The sequence below is a fragment of the Citrobacter werkmanii genome, assembly GCF_008693645.1.
Classification (GTDB): Bacteria; Pseudomonadota; Gammaproteobacteria; order Enterobacterales; family Enterobacteriaceae; genus Citrobacter; species Citrobacter werkmanii.
Window position 1 is genome coordinate 1,082,272 of record NZ_CP044101.1, and the last position, 23,335, is coordinate 1,105,606.

Below are 23,335 nucleotides of genomic sequence, written 5' to 3' on the forward strand. Positions count from 1 at the left end.
AGAATGAATACACAACAACTGGCAAAACTGCGTTCCATCGTGCCCGAAATGCGTCGCGTTCGGCACATTCACTTTGTCGGCATCGGTGGTGCTGGTATGGGCGGTATTGCCGAAGTTTTGGCCAATGAAGGTTATCAGATCAGCGGTTCTGACTTAGCGCCAAATCCGGTGACGCAGCAGTTGACGAATCTCGGTGCCACGATTTTCTTCAACCATCGTCCGGAAAACGTACGCGATGCGAGCGTGGTAGTGGTCTCCAGCGCCATTTCTGCGGATAACCCGGAAATTGTTGCGGCGCATGAAGCGCGCATTCCTGTGATCCGTCGCGCTGAAATGCTGGCGGAGTTAATGCGTTTTCGTCACGGCATCGCCATTGCCGGGACGCATGGTAAAACCACGACCACGGCGATGGTCTCCAGTATTTACGCGGAAGCGGGGCTGGATCCGACCTTTGTTAACGGTGGTCTGGTGAAGGCCGCAGGCGTTCATGCACGTCTGGGTCATAGCCGTTATTTGATTGCCGAAGCGGACGAGAGCGATGCGTCGTTCCTGCATTTGCAGCCGATGGTGGCGATTGTCACCAATATCGAAGCCGACCATATGGATACCTACCATGGCGACTTCGAAAATTTAAAGCAGACGTTTATTAATTTCCTGCATAACTTGCCGTTTTATGGTCGTGCGGTGATGTGCGTTGACGATCCGGTGATCCGCGAACTGCTACCGCGAGTTGGCCGTCAAACCACAACCTATGGTTTCAGTGATGATGCCGATGTGCGCGTTGAAGATTACCAGCAGATCGGCCCGCAGGGTCACTTCACCCTGGTGCGTCAGGGGATGGCCGAACTACGCGTAACGTTGAACGCGCCGGGCCGCCACAATGCGCTGAACGCGGCTGCCGCGGTAGCGGTCGCAACGGAAGAAGGTATTGAAGACGACGCGATCCTGCGCGCGCTGGAAAGTTTCCAGGGTACCGGACGCCGTTTTGACTTCCTCGGCGAATTCCCGCTTGAGCCGGTTAACGGTAAAGCCGGGACCGCGATGCTGGTTGATGATTACGGCCATCACCCAACGGAAGTGGATGCCACGATTAAAGCCGCGCGCGCGGGCTGGCCGGACAAAAATCTGGTGATGCTGTTCCAGCCGCATCGGTATACGCGCACGCGCGATTTGTATGACGACTTTGCCAACGTGCTGACTCAGGTTGATGCGCTGTTGATGCTGGATGTATACGCCGCGGGCGAAGCCGCCATTCCAGGCGCTGACAGCCGCTCGCTGTGCCGTACTATTCGTGGTCGCGGTAAGATCGATCCTATTCTGGTATCCGATCCGGCCCAGGTGGCAGAAATGTTGGCACCGGTATTAACCGGCAACGATCTGATTTTGGTGCAAGGCGCTGGAAATATCGGCAAAATTGCGCGTTCCTTAGCTGAAATCAAACTGAAGCCGCAAAATCCGGAGGAAGAACAACATGGCTGATAAAATCGCGGTCCTGTTAGGGGGCACCTCCGCAGAACGAGAAGTGTCGCTGAACTCTGGCGCGGCTGTGCTCGCCGGGTTGCGTGAAGGCGGCGTGGATGCCCATCCGGTTGACCCTAAAGAGGTTGATGTCACTCTTCTGAAATCAATGGGTTTTCAGAAGGTGTTTATTGCGCTGCACGGCCGTGGCGGTGAAGATGGCACGTTGCAGGGCATGCTGGAGCAAATTGGCTTGCCTTATACCGGCAGCGGCGTCATGGCTTCCGCGATTTCGATGGACAAACTGCGCAGCAAGCTGCTGTGGCAGGGCGCAGGTTTACCCGTCGCGCCATGGGTTGCGTTGACCCGCGCTGAGTTCGAAAAAGGTCTTAGCGATGAGGTAGTTGCAAAAATTTCTGCGTTAGGTTTGCCGCTGATTGTTAAGCCAAGCCGTGAAGGTTCCAGCGTAGGGATGTCAAAAGTTGAAGAAGAAAATGCTTTGCAGGGTGCATTAGCATTGGCTTTTCAGCATGATGAAGAAGTACTGATTGAAAAATGGCTCAGTGGCCCGGAATTTACAGTTGCGATACTCGGCGAAGAAATTTTACCGTCAATACGTATCCAACCCGCGGGAACCTTCTATGATTATGAGGCGAAGTATCTCTCTGATGAGACACAATATTTCTGCCCTGCAGGTCTGGAAGTCGAGCAAGAGGCCCAATTACAGGATTTAGTCCTGAAAGCGTGGACCGCCTTAGGCTGTAAAGGTTGGGGGCGCATTGACGTCATGCTGGACAGCGATGGCCAGTTTTATCTGCTGGAAGCCAATACCTCTCCGGGTATGACCAGTCACAGCCTGGTGCCGATGGCGGCGCGTCAGGCGGGTCTGAGCTTCTCGCAGTTGGTGGTAAGAATTCTGGAGTTGGCGGACTGATATGTCGCAGGCTGCGCTGAACACGCGAAACGGTGATGAAGAAGACGTAAATTCCTCACGCCGCAATAATGGAACGCGTCTTGCAGGAATACTGTTCCTGCTGACAGTGCTGTGCACCGTGTTTGTCAGCGGCTGGGTCGTGTTGGGATGGATGGAAGATGCGCAGCGTTTGCCGTTGTCAAAACTGGTGTTAACCGGCGAACGGCATTACACGCGCAATGATGATATCCGTCAGTCCATTCTGGCGCTGGGCGCGCCGGGAACCTTTATGACCCAGGATGTGAACATCATCCAGAGTCAGATTGAACGCCTCCCGTGGATTAAACAGGCGAGCGTCAGAAAGCAATGGCCTGATGAATTGAAGATTCATCTGGTTGAATATGTGCCAATTGCGCGTTGGAATGACCAGCACATGGTGGATGCTGAAGGCAATACGTTCAGCGTCCCATCCGGTCGGGCCAATAAGCAGGTATTACCCATGTTGTACGGACCGGAAGGCAGCGCAAGTGAAGTGCTGCAAGGGTTCCGCGATATGGGGCAGGTGCTGGCTAAGGATAGATTCACCCTGAAGGAAGCGGCGATGACCGCGCGTCGTTCCTGGCAGTTGACGCTAAATAACGATATTAAGCTCAATCTGGGCAGGGGCGATACGATAAAACGTTTGGCTCGCTTTGTGGAACTCTACCCGGTTTTACAGCAGCAGGCGCAAACCGATGGCAAACGGATTAGCTACGTTGATTTGCGTTATGACTCAGGAGCGGCAGTAGGCTGGGTTCCCTTGCCTCCTGAGGAATCTAATCAGCAACAGAATCAGGCACAGGCAGAACAACAATGATCAAGGCGACGGACAGAAAACTGGTAGTTGGACTGGAGATTGGCACCGCGAAGGTAGCCGCTTTAGTAGGGGAAGTTCTGCCCGACGGTATGGTCAATATCATTGGCGTGGGCAGTTGCCCATCGCGAGGTATGGATAAAGGCGGGGTGAATGACCTTGAGTCAGTGGTGAAATGCGTACAGCGCGCCATTGACCAGGCTGAGCTGATGGCAGATTGCCAGATATCCTCGGTGTATCTGGCGCTTTCCGGCAAACACATTAGCTGTCAGAATGAAATTGGTATGGTGCCCATTTCTGAAGAGGAAGTGACGCAGGAAGATGTGGAAAACGTCGTACATACGGCAAAATCCGTACGCGTGCGCGATGAACATCGTGTTCTGCACGTTATTCCGCAGGAATACGCCATTGACTACCAGGAAGGTATCAAAAATCCGGTAGGTCTTTCCGGCGTACGTATGCAGGCAAAAGTGCATCTTATTACCTGCCACAACGACATGGCGAAGAATATTGTCAAAGCCGTTGAACGTTGTGGTCTGAAAGTTGACCAACTGATTTTCGCCGGACTGGCAGCCAGTTATTCCGTGTTGACGGAAGATGAACGTGAACTGGGTGTCTGCGTGGTAGATATTGGTGGTGGTACAATGGATATCGCCGTTTATACTGGCGGGGCGTTGCGCCATACCAAAGTGATCCCTTATGCAGGGAATGTGGTGACCAGCGATATCGCGTATGCCTTTGGTACGCCGCCGAGCGATGCTGAAGCCATCAAAGTACGTCATGGCTGCGCGCTGGGCTCCATCGTCGGTAAAGACGAGAGCGTTGAGGTGCCAAGCGTGGGCGGTCGTCCGCCGCGTAGCCTGCAGCGTCAGACTTTGGCAGAGGTCATTGAGCCGCGTTATACCGAGCTGCTCAACCTGGTCAACGAAGAAATTTTGCAATTACAAGAACAGCTTCGCCAGCAGGGGGTGAAACATCATCTGGCGGCGGGGATTGTGTTAACCGGTGGCGCAGCGCAAATTGAAGGTCTTGCAGCCTGCGCACAGCGCGTGTTCCATACGCAAGTCCGTATTGGCGCACCGCTGAATATTACCGGTCTGACGGATTATGCCCAGGAGCCGTATTATTCAACGGCAGTGGGGCTGCTTCACTACGGGAAAGAGTCCCATTTGAGTGGTGAGGCTGAAGTTGAAAAACGCGTAACGGCGTCAGTTGGCTCGTGGATTAAACGACTCAATAGCTGGCTGAGAAAAGAGTTTTAATTTTTAAAGAGACCGACGCACATTAAAGGTCTCAGGCGACAGGCACAACGGAGAGAGAAACTATGTTTGAACCTATGGAACTAACCAATGACGCGGTGATTAAAGTCATCGGCGTCGGCGGCGGCGGCGGTAATGCCGTTGAACACATGGTGCGCGAGCGCATCGAAGGTGTTGAATTCTTTGCGGTGAATACCGACGCTCAGGCGTTGCGTAAAACGGCGGTTGGACAGACCATTCAAATTGGTAGCGGCATCACCAAAGGTCTGGGCGCGGGTGCAAACCCGGAAGTCGGTCGTAATGCGGCAGACGAAGATCGTGAAGCTCTGCGTGCAGCGCTTGACGGTGCAGACATGGTGTTTATCGCAGCAGGAATGGGCGGCGGTACCGGAACCGGTGCTGCGCCAGTGGTTGCTGAAGTGGCAAAAGATTTAGGTATCCTGACCGTTGCTGTCGTGACTAAGCCTTTCAACTTTGAAGGCAAGAAGCGTATGGCATTCGCGGAGCAGGGTATCACCGAACTGTCCAAACACGTGGACTCTCTGATCACTATCCCGAACGACAAACTGCTGAAAGTGCTGGGCCGTGGTATCTCCCTGCTGGATGCGTTTGGCGCAGCGAACGACGTGCTGAAAGGCGCAGTCCAGGGTATCGCTGAACTGATCACGCGTCCGGGCCTGATGAACGTCGACTTTGCAGACGTGCGCACCGTGATGTCCGAAATGGGCTACGCGATGATGGGCTCCGGCGTGGCAAGCGGTGAAGACCGTGCGGAAGAAGCGGCTGAAATGGCTATCTCTTCCCCGCTGCTGGAAGATATCGATCTGTCTGGCGCGCGCGGCGTGCTGGTCAACATTACTGCGGGCTTCGACCTGCGTCTGGATGAATTCGAAACCGTCGGTAACACCATCCGTGCCTTTGCATCGGATAACGCGACCGTGGTTATCGGTACCTCTCTGGACCCGGATATGAACGACGAACTGCGCGTGACCGTTGTTGCGACTGGAATTGGTATGGACAAGCGTCCTGAAATCACTCTGGTAACCAACAAGCAGGTCCAGCAGCCGGTAATGGATCGTTACCAGCAGCACGGTATGGCGCCGTTGACGCAAGAGCAAAAACCGGTTGCGAAAGTGGTTAACGACAATACGCCGCAAACCACCAAAGAGCCGGATTATCTGGATATCCCTGCGTTCCTGCGTAAGCAAGCTGATTAAGAATTAGCTGGAATTTGGGAATTGTGGCTCTTTGTGCTAAACTGGCCCACCGAATGTATAGTACACTTCGGTTGGATAGGTAATTTGGCGAGATTATACGATGATCAAACAAAGGACTCTTAAACGTATCGTTCAGGCGACTGGCGTCGGTTTGCATACCGGCAAAAAAGTCACCCTGACATTACGCCCTGCGCCGGCCAACACCGGGGTCATCTATCGTCGCACCGACTTGAATCCTCCGGTAGATTTCCCGGCCGATGCCAAATCTGTGCGTGATACCATGCTCTGTACGTGTCTGGTCAACGAGCATGATGTACGGATTTCAACCGTTGAGCACCTTAACGCTGCTCTGGCGGGCTTAGGTATCGATAACATCGTTATTGAAGTTAACGCCCCGGAAATCCCGATTATGGATGGCAGTGCCGCTCCGTTCGTCTATCTGCTGCTTGATGCGGGTATTGAAGAACTGAGCAGCGCCAAAAAATTTGTTCGCATCAAAGAGACCGTTCGTGTCGAAGATGGCGATAAGTGGGCTGAGTTTAAGCCGTATAATGGTTTTACGTTGGATTTCACCATCGACTTTAACCATCCGGCAATCGACTCCAGCACGCAGCGCTACGCGATGAACTTCTCTGCGGATGCGTTCATGCGCCAGATCAGCCGCGCGCGTACTTTCGGCTTCATGCGTGATATCGAATATCTGCAGTCCCGCGGCCTGTGCCTGGGCGGCAGCTTCGATTGTGCCATCGTTGTTGACGATTATCGCGTATTGAACGAAGACGGCCTGCGTTTTGAAGACGAATTCGTTCGTCACAAAATGCTCGACGCGATTGGTGACTTGTTCATGTGTGGTCACAACATTATTGGTGCATTCACCGCGTATAAATCCGGTCATGCATTGAATAACAAATTGTTGCAGGCGGTCCTGGCGAAACAGGAAGCCTGGGAATATGTGACCTTCCAGGACGATGCAGAACTGCCGCTGGCGTTCAAAGCACCTTCGACCGTACTGGCATAACGACATACGCTGTCGCATAAATTCGACTGGTTAATCTGGCACTCTCTCCGGCCAGGTGAACCAGTCGTTTTTTTATTTTCCGATTGCAAACCACCTTCCCTGAAGCGACTTTCTCCCCACCGGCAGAGTAAAATAGCGTTCGATCGCTGCTTTCTTAAGCATATTTACCCGCGACTTGCGTCATTACTGCTGTGGTGCGAACGCATTAATGGTAATATTTGTGCGCAAAAAATGGTTTTGCATATGTAACCCCAAACGCAGGGTATATCAGGTGGCAATAACGTGAGTGGAATACTGACGCGCTGGCGACAGTTAGGCAGACGGTACTTCTGGCCGCATCTCCTGTTGGGGATGGTCGCGGCTAGTTTTGGCCTGCCCGCGCTTGGTAATGCTGCTGAACCTAATACCCCCGCGAAGGCGACCGCCAGCAATCACGATCAAGGCGCTAAAGTTAACTTTAACCAGCTTGCTTTGCTGGAAGCGACCAATCGCCGCCCGAATTTTACCGTCGACTACTGGCATCAGCATGCTATTCGTACGGTTATTCGCCATCTTTCTTTTGCTATGGCTCCTCAGGCGCTGCCCGTTGCCGAAGAGCCGTTGCCAATCCAGGCGCACCATCTTGCGTTATTGAATACGCTCAGCGCGATGCTGACGCAAGAAGGCAGACCGCCAGCGACCGTGAGTCGCGTGACATACTCCCACTTTACCTCTCAGGCAGCGTTTAGCGTTCCGGTCTGGATCAGCCAGCTGCAGGGCATCCGCGCTGGCCCTCAACGCCTCAGCTAAAAAAGAACCTTCCAACTTATAATTTTTGACTCCGCACCGCGGGGCGTTTGAGATTTTATTATGCTAATCAAATTATTAACAAAAGTATTCGGTAGCCGTAACGAACGTACGCTGCGTCGTATGCGTAAAGTGGTCAATGTCATCAACGCCATGGAACCGGAGATGGAAAAACTCTCCGATGATGAGCTGAAAGCAAAGACCGCGGAATTCCGCGCCCGTCTGGAAAAAGGCGCCAGCGTTGAGAGCCTGATCCCGGAAGCGTTCGCGGTGGTTCGCGAAGCGAGTAAGCGTGTGTTCGGCATGCGCCACTTCGACGTTCAACTGCTGGGCGGTATGGTGCTTAACGATCGCTGCATCGCGGAAATGCGTACCGGTGAAGGTAAAACCCTGACCGCAACGCTGCCGGCGTACCTGAACGCGTTAAGCGGGAAAGGCGTACACGTGGTTACTGTGAACGACTACCTGGCCCAGCGTGACGCCGAAAATAACCGCCCGCTGTTTGAATTCCTCGGCATGACTGTCGGTATCAACATGTCTGGCCTGCCAGCGCCAGCTAAGCGTGAAGCTTATAATGCCGATATTACCTACGGCACCAACAACGAATACGGCTTTGACTACCTGCGTGACAACATGGCGTTTAGCCCGGAAGAGCGTGTTCAGCGTAAACTGCACTATGCGCTGGTCGATGAAGTCGACTCCATCTTGATCGATGAAGCGCGTACGCCGCTGATCATTTCCGGTCCGGCTGAAGACAGCTCGGAAATGTATAAAAAAGTGAACAAAATCATTCCGCACCTGATCCGTCAGGAGAAGGAAGATTCCGACACTTTCCAGGGTGAAGGCCACTTCTCCGTTGATGAGAAAGCGCGCCAGGTTAACCTGACCGAACGTGGTCTGGTGCTGATTGAAGAACTGCTGGTGAACGAAGGCATTATGGATGAGGGCGAGTCGCTGTACTCTCCGGGCAACATTATGCTGATGCACCACGTGACTGCCGCACTGCGCGCGCACGTGCTGTTTACCCGTGACGTCGACTACATCGTGAAAGATGGCGAAGTTATCATCGTCGACGAACACACTGGTCGTACGATGCAGGGGCGTCGCTGGTCCGATGGCCTGCACCAGGCTGTTGAAGCGAAAGAAGGCGTGGAGATCCAGAACGAAAACCAGACGCTGGCATCCATTACCTTCCAGAACTACTTCCGTTTGTACGAAAAACTGGCCGGTATGACCGGTACTGCAGACACTGAAGCGTTTGAATTCAGCTCCATCTACAAACTGGATACCGTGGTCGTTCCGACCAACCGTCCGATGATCCGTAAGGATTTACCGGATCTGGTGTACATGACCGAAGCGGAAAAAATTCAGGCGATTATTGAAGATATTAAAGAGCGTACCGCTAATGGCCAGCCGGTGCTGGTGGGTACTATCTCCATTGAAAAATCGGAAGTGGTCTCTAACGAGCTGACCAAAGCAGGCATTAAGCACAACGTGCTGAACGCCAAGTTCCACGCCAGCGAAGCGGATATCGTCGCCCAGGCGGGTTATCCGTCAGCCGTCACTATTGCGACAAACATGGCGGGTCGTGGTACCGATATCGTGCTGGGTGGTAGCTGGCAGGCGGAAGTTGCCGAGCTGCAAGACCCAACTCCGGAACAGATCGCCCAGATCAAAGCTGATTGGCAGGTTCGTCATGACGCGGTGTTAGCGGCCGGCGGTTTACATATTATCGGTACTGAGCGTCATGAATCTCGTCGTATCGATAACCAGCTGCGTGGTCGTTCCGGTCGTCAGGGTGATGCGGGTTCGTCTCGTTTCTACCTGTCGATGGAAGATGCGCTGATGCGTATTTTTGCCTCTGACCGCGTGTCCGGCATGATGCGTAAACTGGGTATGAAGCCGGGTGAAGCGATTGAACACCCATGGGTGACGAAAGCGATTGCAAACGCGCAGCGTAAAGTGGAAAGCCGCAACTTCGATATTCGTAAGCAACTGCTGGAATATGATGACGTTGCTAACGATCAGCGCCGCGCAATCTACACCCAGCGTAACGAACTGCTGGATGTCTCTGACGTTAGCGAAACCATTAACAGCATCCGCGAAGACGTCTTCAAAGCGACGATTGATGCCTATATTCCGCCGCAGTCTCTGGAAGAGATGTGGGATATTCCGGGTCTGCAGGAGCGCCTGAAAAACGACTTTGATCTGGATATGCCGATTTCAGAGTGGCTGGATAAAGAACCTGAGCTGCACGAAGAAACGCTGCGCGAACGTATTCTGGCAAATGCGGTAGAAGTTTATCAGCGTAAAGAAGAAGTTGTGGGCGCAGAGATGATGCGTCACTTCGAAAAAGGCGTGATGCTGCAAACGCTCGACTCGCTGTGGAAAGAGCACCTGGCGGCGATGGATTACCTGCGTCAGGGTATCCACCTGCGTGGTTACGCGCAAAAAGATCCGAAGCAGGAATACAAGCGTGAATCCTTCTCTATGTTTGCATCAATGCTGGAATCACTGAAGTATGAAGTGATCAGCACCCTGAGCAAAGTTCAGGTACGTATGCCTGAAGAAGTCGAAGCGATGGAGCAGCAGCGTCGTGAAGAAGCTGAGCGTTTAGCGCAGATGCAGCAGTTGAGCCATAAAGGCGACGATGCCGCCGCGGCAGAAGAGATGGCAGCACAAACCGGCGAGCGTAAAGTGGGTCGTAACGATCCGTGCCCTTGCGGTTCCGGCAAAAAATACAAACAGTGTCATGGCCGTCTGAGCTAAGAAAATAACTTATTGAAAAGGCGCAGACTTCTGCGCCTTTTTTATGGACGATGAAAATGAAAAAATTGCAGATCGCCGTCGGGATTATTCGTAACCAGCACAATGAAATTTTTATCACCCAGCGTGCGGCGGATGCCCATATGGCAAATAAGCTGGAATTCCCCGGTGGGAAAATTGAAGCGGGTGAAACGCCAGAGCAGGCGCTGATTCGCGAACTACAGGAAGAAGTTGGGATCACACCGACTCAGAATTCACTGTTCGAAAAGCTGGAGTATCAGTTTCCGGACCGGCACATTACGCTGTGGTTCTGGCTGGTGGAAAGCTGGGAAGGCGAACCGTGGGGAAAAGAGGGGCAACCGGCGCAGTGGATTGCGCAAGATGCTCTGAATGTGGAGGACTTCCCGCCCGCGAATGCCCCGGTAATTGAAAAGCTGATTGCGGGCTAAGGGTGTTCGTAGGCCTGATAAGCGCAGCGCCATCAGGCAAAACAACATACAACGCCGGATGCGGCGTTGCTTTATCCCGTTTTAGCAGAATTATTTCTGCTCTTCACTCCAGTCGTCGCTTTCCGACAGATCGCCAGAGCTGGGGATACGTTTCTCTTCTGCGGCCCACTCACCCAGATCGATTAACTGGCAGCGTTTGCTGCAGAATGGGCGAAACGGACTGACTTCAGCCCACACCACGGGTTTACCGCAGGTTGGGCAGTTGACGATGGTTTGTTCAGACATGTTGACTCCTTAACAGCACGCCAGATCAAAATCGAGACGCTCAGGCACCTGGCCATTCTCGCTATCCAGCGGCATAAAACGAATGGCAAAACGGCTCTTATGACCAGAAATTTGCGGATAAAGCTGCGAATCCAGCGGCAGCTGCAAGCGCAGCAAATCGGCATCTTCGCCGTTGTCCTGGTAAAAACCATTCAGGCTGGTTTGTTTACGAAACGGCGCCGAGTTACGAATTAAATCCAGCACCAGCGACAACGCCTGGTTGAGTGGATTCAGGCTGGCAAGCCAGGTTTCAACCTGCGCGTCGCGTTGCGGCTGTGGTAAATGTAACCAGATATGCAGGGTGGGGAGATCGAAACTGCAGCATCCGCCAGGAATGCTTAAACGCTGACGCACGAGGCCAATCAGGCGATCTTCACGCAGCGTTTGTCCAATGCGTGGGGCCGAAATCAGAATGCTGCCCGCGCTTTTTAACTGTTGGCGCAATGCGTCGATTCTGCTTTGATCGACGCCGGGAACTTCAACCCAGGCCTGGAGTTTACGCTGTTGTCGTTCAAGTTCTTTCAGGAGTTCGGTGCGAACTTCACCGCGTTCAAAGACATCCAGTAAATCGCCGATATTACGGAAAAAATGCAGTGCGCCTGCATGGTCTGCAATAGGTAAATTAACGGAGAGCTGTTGGATCAAAAACTCTATGCGCAGCCATGTACGCATCTTCTCATTGAGAGGGTGTTCAAAAAGGACCTGGGTGTGCATTACGGTTTTTCCTGTGAGACAAACTGCAACGCGCATTGCAAATAGAGCGCGTGCAGGCGGGCGACATCCGAGGCGATGGCTTCCGGTGCGCCATTATTATCAATAACATCGTCTGCCACGGCCAGACGCGCTTCACGCGTAGCCTGGGCAGCAAGAATTTTTTCAACATGCTCGCGCGTCACATCATCACGCTGCATGGTTCGTCTGAGCTGGGTCTCGGGGGTGACATCCACCACCAGCACGCGGTTGGCTTTTTTATACAGCGAATTCTCTACCAGCAACGGGACAACCCATAACAGATAGGGCGAGGTCGCTTGATCAAACTGATGCTGTGTTTCCTGCTGAATAAGCGGATGGAGCAGTGCATTAAGCCAGCTTTTTTCCTCAGGATTAGAAAAAATACGTTCGCGTAAAATGCGTCGCTGTAGCGACCCGTCCGCGGCTATCACGTCGGAACCAAAATGTTCTTCAATCGCCATGAGGGCAGGCGTACCTGGTTCAACCACCTGACGCGCAATGATATCTGCATCAATCACGTTTATTCCGAGGTCAGCGAACGCATTTGCAACGGTGCTTTTACCACTGCCAATGCCGCCGGTTAAGGCTACTGTATACCTCATAGATGCAGATCCTGGAGTTTAAGTTTGATTATCAAACAGTTAAAAGTTAAGCGCGCGAAGGCGAGGCTGCTGCAGGATTAACCTACTATTCGCCAGGTAAATTTATGGGATTGTAGCGTAAAAAAAGAGAATTTCGCAGTCTTGCGCGGCATTGATTAGTGCGTATGATAGCGTCACTGGAGTTGTGAGTTTCGATTTTTCGCCATTAACCCCAGGAATCCGCACATGCGTATCGAAGAAGATCTGAAGTTAGGTTTCAAAGACGTTCTTATCCGCCCTAAGCGTTCTACTCTCAAAAGCCGTTCCGATGTTGAGCTGGAACGTCAATTTACCTTTAAGCATTCAGGTCAGACCTGGTCCGGCGTACCGATTATCGCTGCGAACATGGACACTGTCGGGACGTTTGCCATGGCAAAGGCGCTGGCATCCTTCGACATCCTGACCGCTGTGCACAAACACTATTCTGTTGAAGACTGGTCTGCCTTTATCGCAGATAGCTCTGCCGATATCCTCCAGCATGTGATGGTTTCCACCGGTACGTCTGACGCAGACTTCGAAAAAACCAAACAGATTCTGGCGCTCAACCCGGCGCTGAACTTTATCTGCATTGATGTGGCAAATGGCTACTCTGAGCATTTTGTTCAGTTTGTGTCAAAAGCGCGTGAAGCATGGCCGACGAAAACGATCTGTGCGGGCAATGTGGTTACCGGCGAAATGTGTGAAGAGCTGATACTTTCCGGTGCGGACATTGTCAAAGTCGGTATTGGGCCTGGTTCTGTATGCACTACGCGTGTAAAAACCGGCGTTGGCTATCCGCAGCTCTCTGCAGTGATTGAATGTGCCGATGCAGCCCACGGTCTGGGCGGTATGATTGTCAGCGACGGCGGCTGCACAATGCCGGGCGACGTGGCAAAAGCGTTCGGCGGCGGTGCGGACTTCGTTATGCTCGGCGGCATGCTGGCCGGTCATGAAGAAAGTGGCGGCAAAATTGTTGAAGAGAACGGTGAGAAATTCATGCTGTTCTACGGTATGAGCTCTGAATCTGCCATGACGCGTCACGTAGGTGGTGTTGCACAGTACCGCGCTGCAGAAGGTAAAACCGTTAAGCTGCCGCTGCGTGGTCCGGTTGATAATACCGCTCGCGATATCCTCGGTGGCCTGCGTTCAGCTTGTACTTATGTAGGCGCCTCCCGTCTGAAAGAGCTAACCAAACGTACAACGTTTATTCGTGTACAGGAACAAGAAAACCGCGTTTTCAATAGCCTGTAACATGATGAAGCTGGCGTGTGGTAATGCGCCAGCTTTATCCCACGCCGCTCATTGCATCTCCCAAATGGAAAATCGGTAAATACATCGCGACAACCAGCGTACCGATGATCAAACCCGTAATGACCAGTAACGCGGGCTCAAGTAGCGCAGCCAGATTTTCCGCCTGAGACAGCGTTTTCTCCCCGTGATGGTGGGCGAGATTACGCAGCATTGCATCCAGCGAGCCGGATGCTTCCCCCGTTCTTACCAGCTGTATACATAATGGACTGAATTCACCGCAATTTTTCAGCGCCAACCAGACAGGTTTCCCGGCGCTGATATCGTGATGAACCTGTGCTAAACGTTGAGACCAGAAAGGGCTGGCAAGCGTTTCACTAACGCTCTCAAGACCCTGTAAAAAGGGAATGCCAGCGTTTTGTGTTAACGCCAGAACGGTAAAGATCTGCGTGAGTTTTTGCCCTCTGACCATTGCTCCTGTCACCGGGAGCCCAAGCAACCATTTCTGACTCAGAATGCGCCAATACGGTTTCTGTTTGATCACGTTATATGTCATAACCGAGAGCATCGTGAATGCTACCGCCAGCCACGACCATTGGCTGCTGTAGTGGGCGATGGCAATCATCCCCCGAGTGAGCGCTGGTAGTGGGGTGTTAAACGTTTGGTAGATGGCGGCAAACTCAGGGAGCACAAACTGCAGCATCGCAAATACCACTATTACCGCCATCGTGATGATGATAATCGGATAGCGCAGGGCTTTTTTAACTTTATCAGCGAGTTGCTGCTGGTTTTTTTGCTGTCTGGCGAGTTCAAAACAGCAATCATCCAGCTTACCTGTAAGCTCTCCGGTACGGATCATCGCCTGATAAAGTGGCGGAAAAACGTGTTGCCATGTTGCGAGTGAGGTGGAGAGGGAAATGCCCTGCTCCATATCGTGAGCCAGCGTGCGCAGGAGCGCCTGCCACTGGCTGCTGGGATGCTGTTCAGCCAGCAGGGTTAGCGCTGCCGAGAGTGTTAGCCCTGCTTTCAGCAAGGTTGCCAACTGATGTATGGTTTCGGCGCTTCTTTCACGGCTCCAGTGAGAGTTTTTGACATAGATACGTTTAATACGTAACGGCGTGATATGCCGCTGCTCCAGCGCTTGTATTAGCGAGAGTCGGGTATCAGCCCATAATACTCCTTCCGACGGCTCACCTTCGTTGTTAATGCCTTGCCAGCGCCAAAGCTGTTTAGCTGACATGCGGCATGCCCAGTACGCGAATAAGTTCTTCATATGTCGTTAAGCCTTGTTCGACAGCCTGACAGCCATTCTCGAAAAGCGTACGTCCCGATAGCTGAGTAACTGACTCGACCCCGTCTGCGGATGTGCCACTGGCGATGCTCTGGCGTAATGCAGGTGTTACCGGGAGCACTTCAAACAATGCGGTACGACCATAAAAGCCGTGATAACAATGTTCGCAACCAGGCGCATGCCAACGTGGCAGTGGCATGGGCCAGATGACTTTGGGGAGCGTAATGGATGTCTCCAGGCGTTGCCGGCAATGGGGGCATAGCTTTCTGACCAGGCGCTGGGCAATGACGAGCGTCAGTGCGGAGGCGATCATCCAGCGCGCAACCCCCATTTGCTGCAGGCGTACCAGCGTTTCACTGGTGGAATTAGTATGCAGTGTTGACAGAACCAGATGACCGGTTTGTGCCGCCTTAAGCGCTATTTCAGCCGTTTCGCCATCGCGGATTTCGCCGACCATAATGATGTCGGGATCCTGGCGCAGCAGAGCGCGCAATACGCCCTGAAAAGTAAGACCTGCGCGTGAGTGAATTTGTGTCTGGTTAAGGCCTGCGATGGGGATCTCTACCGGATCCTCTACGCTACAAAGATTCACCTCTGATGTATTTCGGGTTTGTAGCGCGCTGTACAGGGTGACCGTTTTACCACTCCCGGTAGGCCCGGTAACCAGAATCAGCCCTTGAGGCTGCTGCAACGCTTGCGAAAATGCTGCCAGCTGCGCGTCCTGCATGCCCAGCGCGGTGATATCCAGTGTCTGATCGACCTGATGAAGTAGCCGTAGTACAACCTTTTCACCCCAGCGACAGGGCAAGGTGGAGATACGAAACGAGATGGGTTGTCCTGAAATCTCAATGGTAAATTGTCCGTCTTGTGGCAGCCGGTGCTCGGCAATATCCAGGCTGCCTAATACTTTTAATCTTGCGGTGATAGCGATGCCCATCTCAGTTGTGACTTCCGGCAAAGCGTGTAATACGCCATCCACGCGTAATCTGATCTGATAGCGATGTTCCGCTGGTTCAAAGTGAATATCAGAAGCCCGTTGCGCCAGGGCGGATTGAAACGTCTGATTCAGCAACCCGGCTGCGGTGGCGCTGCTTTCAGACACTATGACCGGTAACATTTTCTGTGGCGTATGCGTGTGGCCTTCCATTTGCTGGCGCGTCCAGCAAACAATGTCGATACGTCGGGTGGTGGCAAAATGCAGGGCGTCCAGCAGCTCATGGGACGGTGCATCCACCACGGCGATGTGCACTACTTCATTGTCTGCATCGAGTAATATTCCCTGATAACGTTGGCATAGCGCCGTGAGTTGCGTGGTATTCATCTCTTTTCCTTAGTACGTGTCGAAGCGGAAAACGTCTTCGCAAGCCTGTTGTAGTGCGCTGTCATTTGGAATGGCGCAGTTACGGTTCCAGCCGGTAATACCGTTGGCATTGTCCCAACCCGGTGTCATCGTGATGCTTAGCCCATTCAGGCTTTCCTGGCCTGTGAGGCTGACAACGCCTTTTTCAACCCTCATGCCTGAGACATAACGGGTGGTTGTGGGGGAGGGAATGCCATTGGTCCCGGCATCGCAAGTCTCTGTTCCACCATGCTCCAGCGCACAGAGTTCGACCGCGGTGCGATAGGGGACAAAGGTTTGCAGCATGTCTGTCAGGGCGGCTTTGCGCAGATAGTTTTGATAAGCCGGAATGCCGATGGCGCTAAGAATGGCAATGATGCCAATGACCACCATCAGTTCGATAAGCGTGAAGCCTCGTTGTTTATCCATTGTTAATTCGCTCCTGAGTTAGCTGGCGCTACTTTGGCAAATCGAACGGATCTTAGGCGAGAGACAAAAAACAGAACGGGAAAGCGGGTTCAGAGGATTTTTAAGAAATTACAGGATCAGACAACGTATTTGCGAAGGGACTCGAAGAAACTGCCGGATGACGGCGTAAATGCCTTATCCGGCTGGGGGAGGCCCGATAAGCGAAGCGCCATCGGGCCTTGCAATTAACGAAAACGCATGGAGAGATCGAGCGCGCGGACGTGCTTGGTCAGTGCGCCAACGGAGATAAAGTCCACACCGGTTTCGGCAAATTCGCGCAGCGTTTCATGGGTGACGTTACCTGAGACTTCCAGACGCGCCTGGCCGTTGGTGCGTTTTACCGCTTCGCGCATTTGCTCAGTTTCGAAGTTATCGAGCATGATGATGTCCGCCCCGGCTTTCAGTGCGTCGTCCAGTTCTTCCAGGCTTTCAACTTCAACTTCAACGGGCACATCCGGATGCAACCAGAAGGCTTTTTCAACGGCCTTACGTACCGAACCAGAAGCAATAATGTGGTTTTCTTTAATCAGGAAGGCGTCAGAAAGCCCCAGACGATGATTCGCGCCGCCGCCGCATAACACGGCATATTTCAGGGCGGTACGCAGTCCTGGCAGCGTTTTACGTGTATCCAGTAGTTGGGTTTTTGTCCCCGCCAGCAGATCGACGTATTTACGCACCTCGCTCGCCACGCCCGAAAGCGTCTGTACAAAATTAAGCGCGGTACGTTCGCCGGTCAGCAGTACGCGGGAAGGGCCGTCCAGCTCAAACAGCGGTTGATTAGCCTTAATGCTGTCGCCATCTTCGACATGCCAGGTGATGTTGACATCATCGCCAGCCAATTGAATAAAGACCTCTTCCACCCAACGTTTCCCGCAAAAAACGCCATTTTCTCGGGTAATCACGGTGGCGTGGGAACGCATATCTTCGGGTAAAAGCTGTGCGGTGATATCGTTATTGGCATCAACTTCTCCGCCTAAATCTTCGCGCAGTGCCTGAGCTACAGCGGCAGGGATATCCAGATTTATGCGTTCCAACAGCGCGTCACGTCGGTAGTCAGGGTTATAGCGGCGAGGCGGCATGATAAAACTCCAAATTGCTAACGAATCATAAGGTAGAAACATGCTACCCTGAACCTGGTATGAGCACCACCAATAAGGAGATTCTGCATGTTGTTAGACGAGGGCTGGCTGGCAGAGGCGCGACGCGTTCCCTCTCCTCATTACGATTGCCGCCCGGATGACGAAACCCCTTCTCTGCTGGTGGTGCATAATATCAGTCTGCCGCCCGGCGAGTTTGGCGGCCCGTGGATAGACGCGTTATTTACCGGCACGATTGATCCCAAGGCCCATCCTTTTTTTGCTGAGATCGCCCATTTGCGCGTCTCAGCCCATTGTTTGATCCGCCGTGATGGTGAGATTGTGCAGTACGTCCCTTTTGATAAACGCGCCTGGCATGCGGGCGTGTCAAATTATCAGGGGCGTGAGCGCTGTAATGATTTTTCAATTGGTATTGAGCTGGAAGGAACGGATACGCTGGCCTATACCGATGCACAGTATAAGCAACTGGCCGCCGTGACGAATGCACTGATTACGCGTTATCCGGCCATTGCCAACAATATGACTGGACACTGTAATATTGCCCCCGAACGTAAGACCGATCCCGGGCCGTCTTTTGACTGGGCAAAATTTCGCGCCCTGGTCACCCCCTCGTCGCACAAGGAGATGACATGACGTTGTTTACAACATTACTGGTGTTGATTGTTGAACGCCTGTTTAAGCTGGGTGAGCACTGGCAGCTTGATCATCGGGTGGAAGCTTTTTTCCGCAGAATTAAGCACTTCTCGATGATGCGTACGGTGGGCATGACCCTGATTGCAATGGGGCTGACATTCCTGCTGCTGCGCGCGGTTCATGGGCTGCTGTTTAACGTTCCGTTGCTGGTGGCATGGATCTTAATTGGCTTGCTGTGCATCGGCGCAGGCAAGGCGCGTCTCCACTATCATGCCTATTTGCAGGCGGCCGCTCGCGATGACACACATGCTCGTGAGGCGATGGCCAGCGAGCTGACGCTTATACATGGGGTTCCGCCGGATTGCGATGAGCGCGAGTTCTTGCGCGAGCTGCAGAACGCGTTGTTATGGAACAACTTCCGCTTTTATCTGGCGCCGTTATTCTGGTTGATTGTTGGTGGTCCTTGGGGACCGGTGACGCTGGTTGGTTATGCCTTTTTACGCGCCTGGCAGTCCTGGCTGGCGCGCTATCAGACGCCGCATCAGCGTCTGCAATCGGGTATTGATGCGATCCTGCATGTGCTGGACTGGATCCCGGTTCGTTTGGCTGGCGTAGTCTATGCGTTGCTGGGACACGGCGAGAAAGCGTTGCCGGCCTGGTTTGCCTCACTGGCGGATCTGCATACTTCGCAATATCAGGTGTTAACGCGTCTGGCGCAGTTCTCTCTGGCGCGTGAACCGCATACTGATAAAGTCGAAACGCCAAAAGCGGCTGTTTCAATGGCGAAGAAGACCTCTTTTGTGGTGGTGGTGATTATCGCGTTGCTCACCATTTATGGCACATTAGTGTAGCGTTGTGCCGGATGGCGCTAACGCTTATCCGGCCTGGAATGGAAAACGTGTAGGCCCGGTAAGCATTAGCGCCACCGGGCAGTGCAACGGCTTAGATCGTATCAGCAGGCGGGATGCCAAAATCGGGCATCCCGTTTTCGTCCCAGCGCACCAGTTTCAGACGTGTATGGCGGTTTGGATCGTACAACGGATCGCCTTCAATCTCGGTGTAATTTCTCGCGTGGTACACCAGTACATCTTCACCATCCGGCGTTTGCGTAAAACTGTTGTGTCCCGGTCCATACTGGCGATTTTCATAGCTGGTGGTAAAGACCGGGCGCGGTGATTTATGCCAGTTCTGCGGGGTGAGCGGATCGTCGTTGAGGCCAATCCACAGTAACCCCATACAGTAATTCTCATCGGTGGCGCTGGCCGAATAGCTGATAAACAGCTTGTCGCCATGCACCATGACTGCCGGACCCTCGTTGACCCAGAAACCTCGGCATTCCCAGTCATACTCAGGATGGCTGAGCATGACCGGCTCGCCTTTAATCGTCCATGGGTTTTCCAGCTCTGCGAGATAAATATTGGAATTTCCGGCGATATCCGGCGATTTCTGTGCCCACAAATACCACTGTTTCCCCTGATGATTAAAGGTGGTGGCGTCCAGGGCGAAGGTATCAAACTGCGTTTTAATCTGGCCTTTCTCTGTCCACTTGCCGGTCAGCGGATCGGCGTCTGCGCACTCCAAGGCAAACATGCGGTGCTGGAACATCCCCAGCTTATCAAGCGTCTGAGTATGGGTAGCGGCAAAATAGATGTACCACTTGCCCGCCAGATGATGAAGTTCCGGCGCCCAGATGAGTTGGCTCATAGGACCACTTTCCGGCTTACGCCAGACGACAACGGGAGTGGCGGAGCGCAATCCCTCCAGAGAGTCGGCCCGACGAATCTCCAGTCGGTCATATTCTGGCACTGACGCAATGAAATAGTAGTGGCTACCGTCGCGTAAGATAAACGGATCGGCGCGTTGTTCGATAAAGGGATTTGGCCACTGTTTCATTAGGCTTTCCTTACGGGTTCAGTCGTTTTTATATCGTGGTATTCATTGAGTTCACGGTAGTTGGTACGGCGTTTTTCCAGATCGGTCTGGATTTGCTGCATAAACTCGCGGTCAACTTTTAGCAGGCGAACCACGCCTGCGGTAATCAGATAACCTACGCCAGGTATGATGGTGAACAGCAGCATAATACCGTTAATGGCGGAGTCGCTTTGCGCTTTCGCCCCTGCGTCGTAGCCGTACCAGGAGAGCAGGAAGCCTACCATCGCCCCGGCAATTGCCAGGCCCAGCTTGAGGAAAAACAGGTTACCGGAGAAACTGATCCCGGTGATGCGCTTACCGGTTTTCCACTCGCCGTAGTCATCGACATCCGCCATCAACGACCAGTGCAGCGGGGAAGGGATCTGATGCAGGACGTTGAGCAGGAAGTAGAGCACCATAATCATCATGGTGGCTTTCGGGTCGAAGAAATAAAATGCAGCGGAGAAAATCGCCAGGATGATGTTGGTCCAGAAGAACACCTTCAGTTTGCACCAGCGATCGGTTAATACCTTCGCCAGCATGCTGCCGATCATCATGCCGACGACGCCGAGGCTGATAAACAACGTGGCGAACTGCGTGCTTTGTTGCATAACCCACGTAACGTAGTACATGGTGGCGGCCATGCGAATAAAGCCCGGGCAGACGTTGCACAGGGTTAACAGCAGGATTTTTACCCACTGGTCGTTCTTCCACACGTCTTTCAGGTCGGCTTTTAAATCGTCGTTAGTCTGCACGGCGGGGTGAACGCGTTCACGGACTGATGCAAAGCAAAACAGGAACATACACATGCCGATGAAGGCGAGTACCGCCATCGCCATCTGATACCCTTTAGCTTTGTCTTCCCCGCCAAACCAGTCGGCCATCGGCAGCAGGGTAAGGGAGAGCAGCAGGGTTGCGATTCCTACCAATACAAAGCGATATGACTGGCAGGCGACGCGTTCCTTGGGATCGTTGGTGATAACGCTGCCGAGCGAGCAGTAGGGAATGTTGATCGCCGTATAGGTAATAGAGAGCAGGAAGTAGGTGACGAAGGCATAGATAACCTTGCTGTTATACGTCCACTCAGGGGTGGTAAACATAAGCACGCTGAATAATGCGTAAGGGAAAGCCATCCACAAAAGCCATGGACGAAATCGACCATATTTACTGCGTGTGCGGTCGGCCATCGCGCCCATTATAGGGTCGGTAACGGCATCGATAACGCGTACTGAGAGCAGTAATACGCCGACCAGGGCAGGCGCAAGACCAAAAATATCGGTGTAAAAATAGTTAACAAACAACATGATGGCGCCAAAGATGATGTTGCATCCGGCGTCGCCCATTCCATAGCCGATCTTTTCTTTCACCGTGAGCTTACTGGTTTCCATCAACTGCACTCCATTAATGAGATATGGAGAGAATTATTGTCTGGTACCGGTGTTTTTACGTTGCAGGATAACGCCGCTGATATGGACGAAACAGTCGTGAGTGGGAAAGTGTGAGGCAGGTAACAACCCCCACCTGGTCCAGGTGGGGGAGGGAAGTTTAATGCGCTTTAACCGCGCGGGCCGTTTTCTGCTTGCACAGATAGCCGATGCCAAGAATACCAATCCATACCGGGATTAAGTACACCGAGATCGCCATGCCCGGCGTCATCAGCATAATCACCAGCACTGCGGCCATGAACAGCAGGCATACCCAGTTACCCAGCGGGTAGAACAGCGCCGGGAAGCGGGTGGTTACGCCCTGCTGCTGTTTGGCTTTGCGGAACTTCATGTGCGCCAGGCTGATCATCGCCCAGTTGATCACCAGGGCGGAAACCACCAATGCCATCAGCAGGCCAAAGGCGGATTCCGGCGCCAGATAGTTGATCAGCACGCACAGAGCCGTTACCAGCGCGGAGACAAGAATAGTGTTCACCGGTACGCCGCGCTTGTCGACGTTCATCAGCGCTTTCGGCGCATTACCCTGCTGCGCCAGACCGAACAGCATACGACTGTTGCAGTATACGCAGCTGTTATAGACAGAAAGGGCGGCGGTCAACACCACGATGTTCAGCGCATTGGCAACAAAGGTGTCGCCCAGCTCGTGGAAAATAAGGACAAACGGGCTGGTATCAGCGGTGACGCGCGTCCACGGCATCAGGGAAAGCAGAACCGCCAGCGAACCGACATAGAAAATCAGGATACGGTAGATAACCTGGTTAGTCGCTTTGGGAATGCTTTGCTCCGGGTTATCGGCTTCAGCCGCGGTGATGCCGACCAGTTCCAGCCCACCAAAGGAGAACATGATAATCGCCATCATCATCACCAGACCGGTGAAGCCGTGCGGCAGGAATCCCCCCTGGCTCCACAAGTTGCTGACGGTGGCCTGTGGGCCGCCGTTGCCGCTAAACAGCAGCCAGCCGCCGAACAGGATCATGGCGACTACGGCGATGACTTTAATAATGGCAAACCAGAACTCCATCTCGCCAAACACCTTCACGTTGGTCAGGTTGATGGCGTTGATCAGCACGAAGAAGGCCGCCGCAGAAACCCAGGTTGGGATCTCCGGATACCAGAACTGAATGTATTTACCTACGGCAGTTAGCTCTGCCATGGCAACCAAAACGTACAGTACCCAATAGTTCCAGCCGGAAGAGAAACCCGCGAAACCGCCCCAGTATTTATAGGCAAAGTGGCTAAAGGAGCCTGCAACCGGCTCTTCAACGACCATTTCACCGAGCTGGCGCATGATCAAAAAGGCGATAAAGCCGGCAATAGCGTAACCCAGGATAATCCCCGGTCCTGCAGACTGGATAACGGATGCGCTACCGAGGAATAACCCGGTACCAATCGCGCCACCCAGCGCGATTAGCTGTATATGGCGGTTTTTAAGGCCGCGCTTGAGCTGATCGCCATGCGGTTGACTTTCCATCATTAAACCTCGTGTGTGGTTTTACTCTTCATAATTT

The 23,335-nt window shown here is 53.1% G+C and carries 22 protein-coding genes; 12 read left to right on the forward strand and 10 right to left on the reverse strand.

Annotated elements, in window-relative coordinates; all coding sequences use genetic code 11:
• The first annotated feature begins 3 nt into the window (after window positions 1-3).
• From murC to mutT, 9 genes are all read left to right on the forward strand, one after another.
• Entirely contained in the window at window positions 4-1,479 is a 1,476-nt protein-coding gene (murC, locus tag FOB24_RS05830) for a UDP-N-acetylmuramate--L-alanine ligase (protein WP_085048311.1), read from the forward strand.
• Window positions 1,472-2,392: a D-alanine--D-alanine ligase gene (locus tag FOB24_RS05835; protein ID WP_121528583.1), complete on the forward strand. Its 921-nt coding sequence runs from the start codon at window positions 1,472-1,474 to the stop codon at window positions 2,390-2,392. Before murC ends, FOB24_RS05835 begins: the two co-directional genes overlap by 8 nt.
• Window position 2,393: 1 nt before the next feature.
• Window positions 2,394-3,227 carry a cell division protein FtsQ gene (ftsQ, locus tag FOB24_RS05840; RefSeq protein WP_038637223.1) on the forward strand — a complete coding sequence of 278 codons (834 nt, stop codon included), beginning with the start codon at window positions 2,394-2,396 and terminating at the stop codon, window positions 3,225-3,227.
• On the forward strand, window positions 3,224-4,486 hold the full coding sequence (ftsA, locus tag FOB24_RS05845; protein WP_003018755.1) for a cell division protein FtsA: 1,263 nt from the start codon (window positions 3,224-3,226) through the stop codon (window positions 4,484-4,486). The genes ftsQ and ftsA overlap by 4 nt, the downstream gene beginning before the upstream one ends.
• A gap of 62 nt (window positions 4,487-4,548) precedes the next feature.
• Window positions 4,549-5,700: a cell division protein FtsZ gene (gene ftsZ / locus FOB24_RS05850; RefSeq protein WP_003018753.1), complete on the forward strand. Its 1,152-nt coding sequence runs from the start codon at window positions 4,549-4,551 to the stop codon at window positions 5,698-5,700.
• A gap of 100 nt (window positions 5,701-5,800) precedes the next feature.
• Window positions 5,801-6,718, forward strand: coding sequence for a UDP-3-O-acyl-N-acetylglucosamine deacetylase (gene lpxC, locus FOB24_RS05855; RefSeq protein WP_006686706.1), 918 nt, complete (start codon window positions 5,801-5,803; stop codon window positions 6,716-6,718).
• 282 nt (window positions 6,719-7,000) lie between these two features.
• Window positions 7,001-7,507 (forward strand): secA translation cis-regulator SecM, encoded by a 507-nt coding sequence (secM, locus tag FOB24_RS05860; protein WP_038637228.1) that lies wholly within the window; start codon window positions 7,001-7,003, stop codon window positions 7,505-7,507.
• A 60-nt stretch (window positions 7,508-7,567) separates the two neighbouring features.
• Window positions 7,568-10,273 carry a preprotein translocase subunit SecA gene (gene secA / locus FOB24_RS05865; RefSeq protein ID WP_038637231.1) on the forward strand — a complete coding sequence of 902 codons (2,706 nt, stop codon included), beginning with the start codon at window positions 7,568-7,570 and terminating at the stop codon, window positions 10,271-10,273.
• A gap of 56 nt (window positions 10,274-10,329) precedes the next feature.
• Complete coding sequence (gene mutT, locus FOB24_RS05870) at window positions 10,330-10,719, forward strand: 8-oxo-dGTP diphosphatase MutT (RefSeq protein ID WP_038642991.1); 390 nt, start codon at window positions 10,330-10,332, stop codon at window positions 10,717-10,719.
• Window positions 10,720-10,809: 90 nt separating this feature from the next.
• Here the strand turns inward: mutT and yacG are convergent, their stop codons facing one another.
• The 3 genes from yacG to coaE are packed head-to-tail and all read right to left on the reverse strand — an operon-like array spanning window position 10,810 to window position 12,377.
• Window positions 10,810-11,004, reverse strand: a complete 195-nt coding sequence (gene yacG / locus FOB24_RS05875; RefSeq protein WP_003018740.1) for a DNA gyrase inhibitor YacG — start codon at window positions 11,002-11,004, stop codon at window positions 10,810-10,812.
• A 9-nt stretch (window positions 11,005-11,013) separates the two neighbouring features.
• The gene (gene zapD / locus FOB24_RS05880) at window positions 11,014-11,757 is read right to left on the reverse strand and encodes a cell division protein ZapD (RefSeq protein ID WP_038637234.1); all 744 of its coding nucleotides are present in this window, start codon (window positions 11,755-11,757) and stop codon (window positions 11,014-11,016) included.
• On the reverse strand, window positions 11,757-12,377 hold the full coding sequence (gene coaE / locus FOB24_RS05885; protein ID WP_150344658.1) for a dephospho-CoA kinase: 621 nt from the start codon (window positions 12,375-12,377) through the stop codon (window positions 11,757-11,759). Before coaE ends, zapD begins: the two co-directional genes overlap by 1 nt.
• A 225-nt stretch (window positions 12,378-12,602) precedes the next feature.
• Here coaE and FOB24_RS05890 point away from each other — a divergent pair, with 225 nt between their 5' ends.
• Window positions 12,603-13,646, forward strand: a complete 1,044-nt coding sequence (locus FOB24_RS05890) for a GMP reductase (RefSeq protein WP_085048308.1) — start codon at window positions 12,603-12,605, stop codon at window positions 13,644-13,646.
• A 34-nt stretch (window positions 13,647-13,680) separates the two neighbouring features.
• Here FOB24_RS05890 and hofC read toward each other — a convergent pair whose 3' ends face one another.
• From hofC to nadC, 4 genes are all read right to left on the reverse strand, one after another.
• The gene (gene hofC / locus FOB24_RS05895; RefSeq protein WP_150345561.1) at window positions 13,681-14,883 is read right to left on the reverse strand and encodes a protein transport protein HofC; all 1,203 of its coding nucleotides are present in this window, start codon (window positions 14,881-14,883) and stop codon (window positions 13,681-13,683) included.
• Window positions 14,873-16,255, reverse strand: coding sequence for a type II secretion system protein GspE (gene gspE, locus FOB24_RS05900; RefSeq protein ID WP_150344659.1), 1,383 nt, complete (start codon window positions 16,253-16,255; stop codon window positions 14,873-14,875). The genes hofC and gspE overlap by 11 nt, the downstream gene beginning before the upstream one ends.
• 9 nt (window positions 16,256-16,264) lie before the next feature.
• A complete protein-coding gene (gene ppdD / locus FOB24_RS05905) occupies window positions 16,265-16,702 on the reverse strand; it encodes a prepilin peptidase-dependent pilin (protein ID WP_038637249.1) in 438 nt (145 codons plus the stop codon).
• Between the two features lie 224 nt (window positions 16,703-16,926).
• A complete protein-coding gene (gene nadC / locus FOB24_RS05910; protein ID WP_085048304.1) occupies window positions 16,927-17,820 on the reverse strand; it encodes a carboxylating nicotinate-nucleotide diphosphorylase in 894 nt (297 codons plus the stop codon).
• Between the two features lie 87 nt (window positions 17,821-17,907).
• Here nadC and ampD point away from each other — a divergent pair, with 87 nt between their 5' ends.
• A complete protein-coding gene (gene ampD, locus FOB24_RS05915; protein WP_038637254.1) occupies window positions 17,908-18,471 on the forward strand; it encodes a 1,6-anhydro-N-acetylmuramyl-L-alanine amidase AmpD in 564 nt (187 codons plus the stop codon).
• On the forward strand, window positions 18,468-19,322 hold the full coding sequence (ampE, locus tag FOB24_RS05920; protein ID WP_087857666.1) for a beta-lactamase regulator AmpE: 855 nt from the start codon (window positions 18,468-18,470) through the stop codon (window positions 19,320-19,322). The genes ampD and ampE overlap by 4 nt, the downstream gene beginning before the upstream one ends.
• A 91-nt stretch (window positions 19,323-19,413) precedes the next feature.
• On the opposite strand, the gene FOB24_RS05925 is transcribed toward ampE, so the two are convergent.
• From FOB24_RS05925 to aroP, 3 genes are all read right to left on the reverse strand, one after another.
• The gene (locus FOB24_RS05925) at window positions 19,414-20,364 is read right to left on the reverse strand and encodes a glycoside hydrolase family 43 protein (protein WP_150344660.1); all 951 of its coding nucleotides are present in this window, start codon (window positions 20,362-20,364) and stop codon (window positions 19,414-19,416) included.
• Window positions 20,364-21,770, reverse strand: a complete 1,407-nt coding sequence (locus tag FOB24_RS05930) for a glycoside-pentoside-hexuronide (GPH):cation symporter (RefSeq protein ID WP_137346837.1) — start codon at window positions 21,768-21,770, stop codon at window positions 20,364-20,366. The genes FOB24_RS05925 and FOB24_RS05930 overlap by 1 nt, the downstream gene beginning before the upstream one ends.
• A gap of 157 nt (window positions 21,771-21,927) precedes the next feature.
• Window positions 21,928-23,301 (reverse strand): aromatic amino acid transporter AroP, encoded by a 1,374-nt coding sequence (gene aroP, locus FOB24_RS05935; RefSeq protein ID WP_087857667.1) that lies wholly within the window; start codon window positions 23,299-23,301, stop codon window positions 21,928-21,930.
• Between the last annotated feature and the right edge of the window lie 34 nt (window positions 23,302-23,335).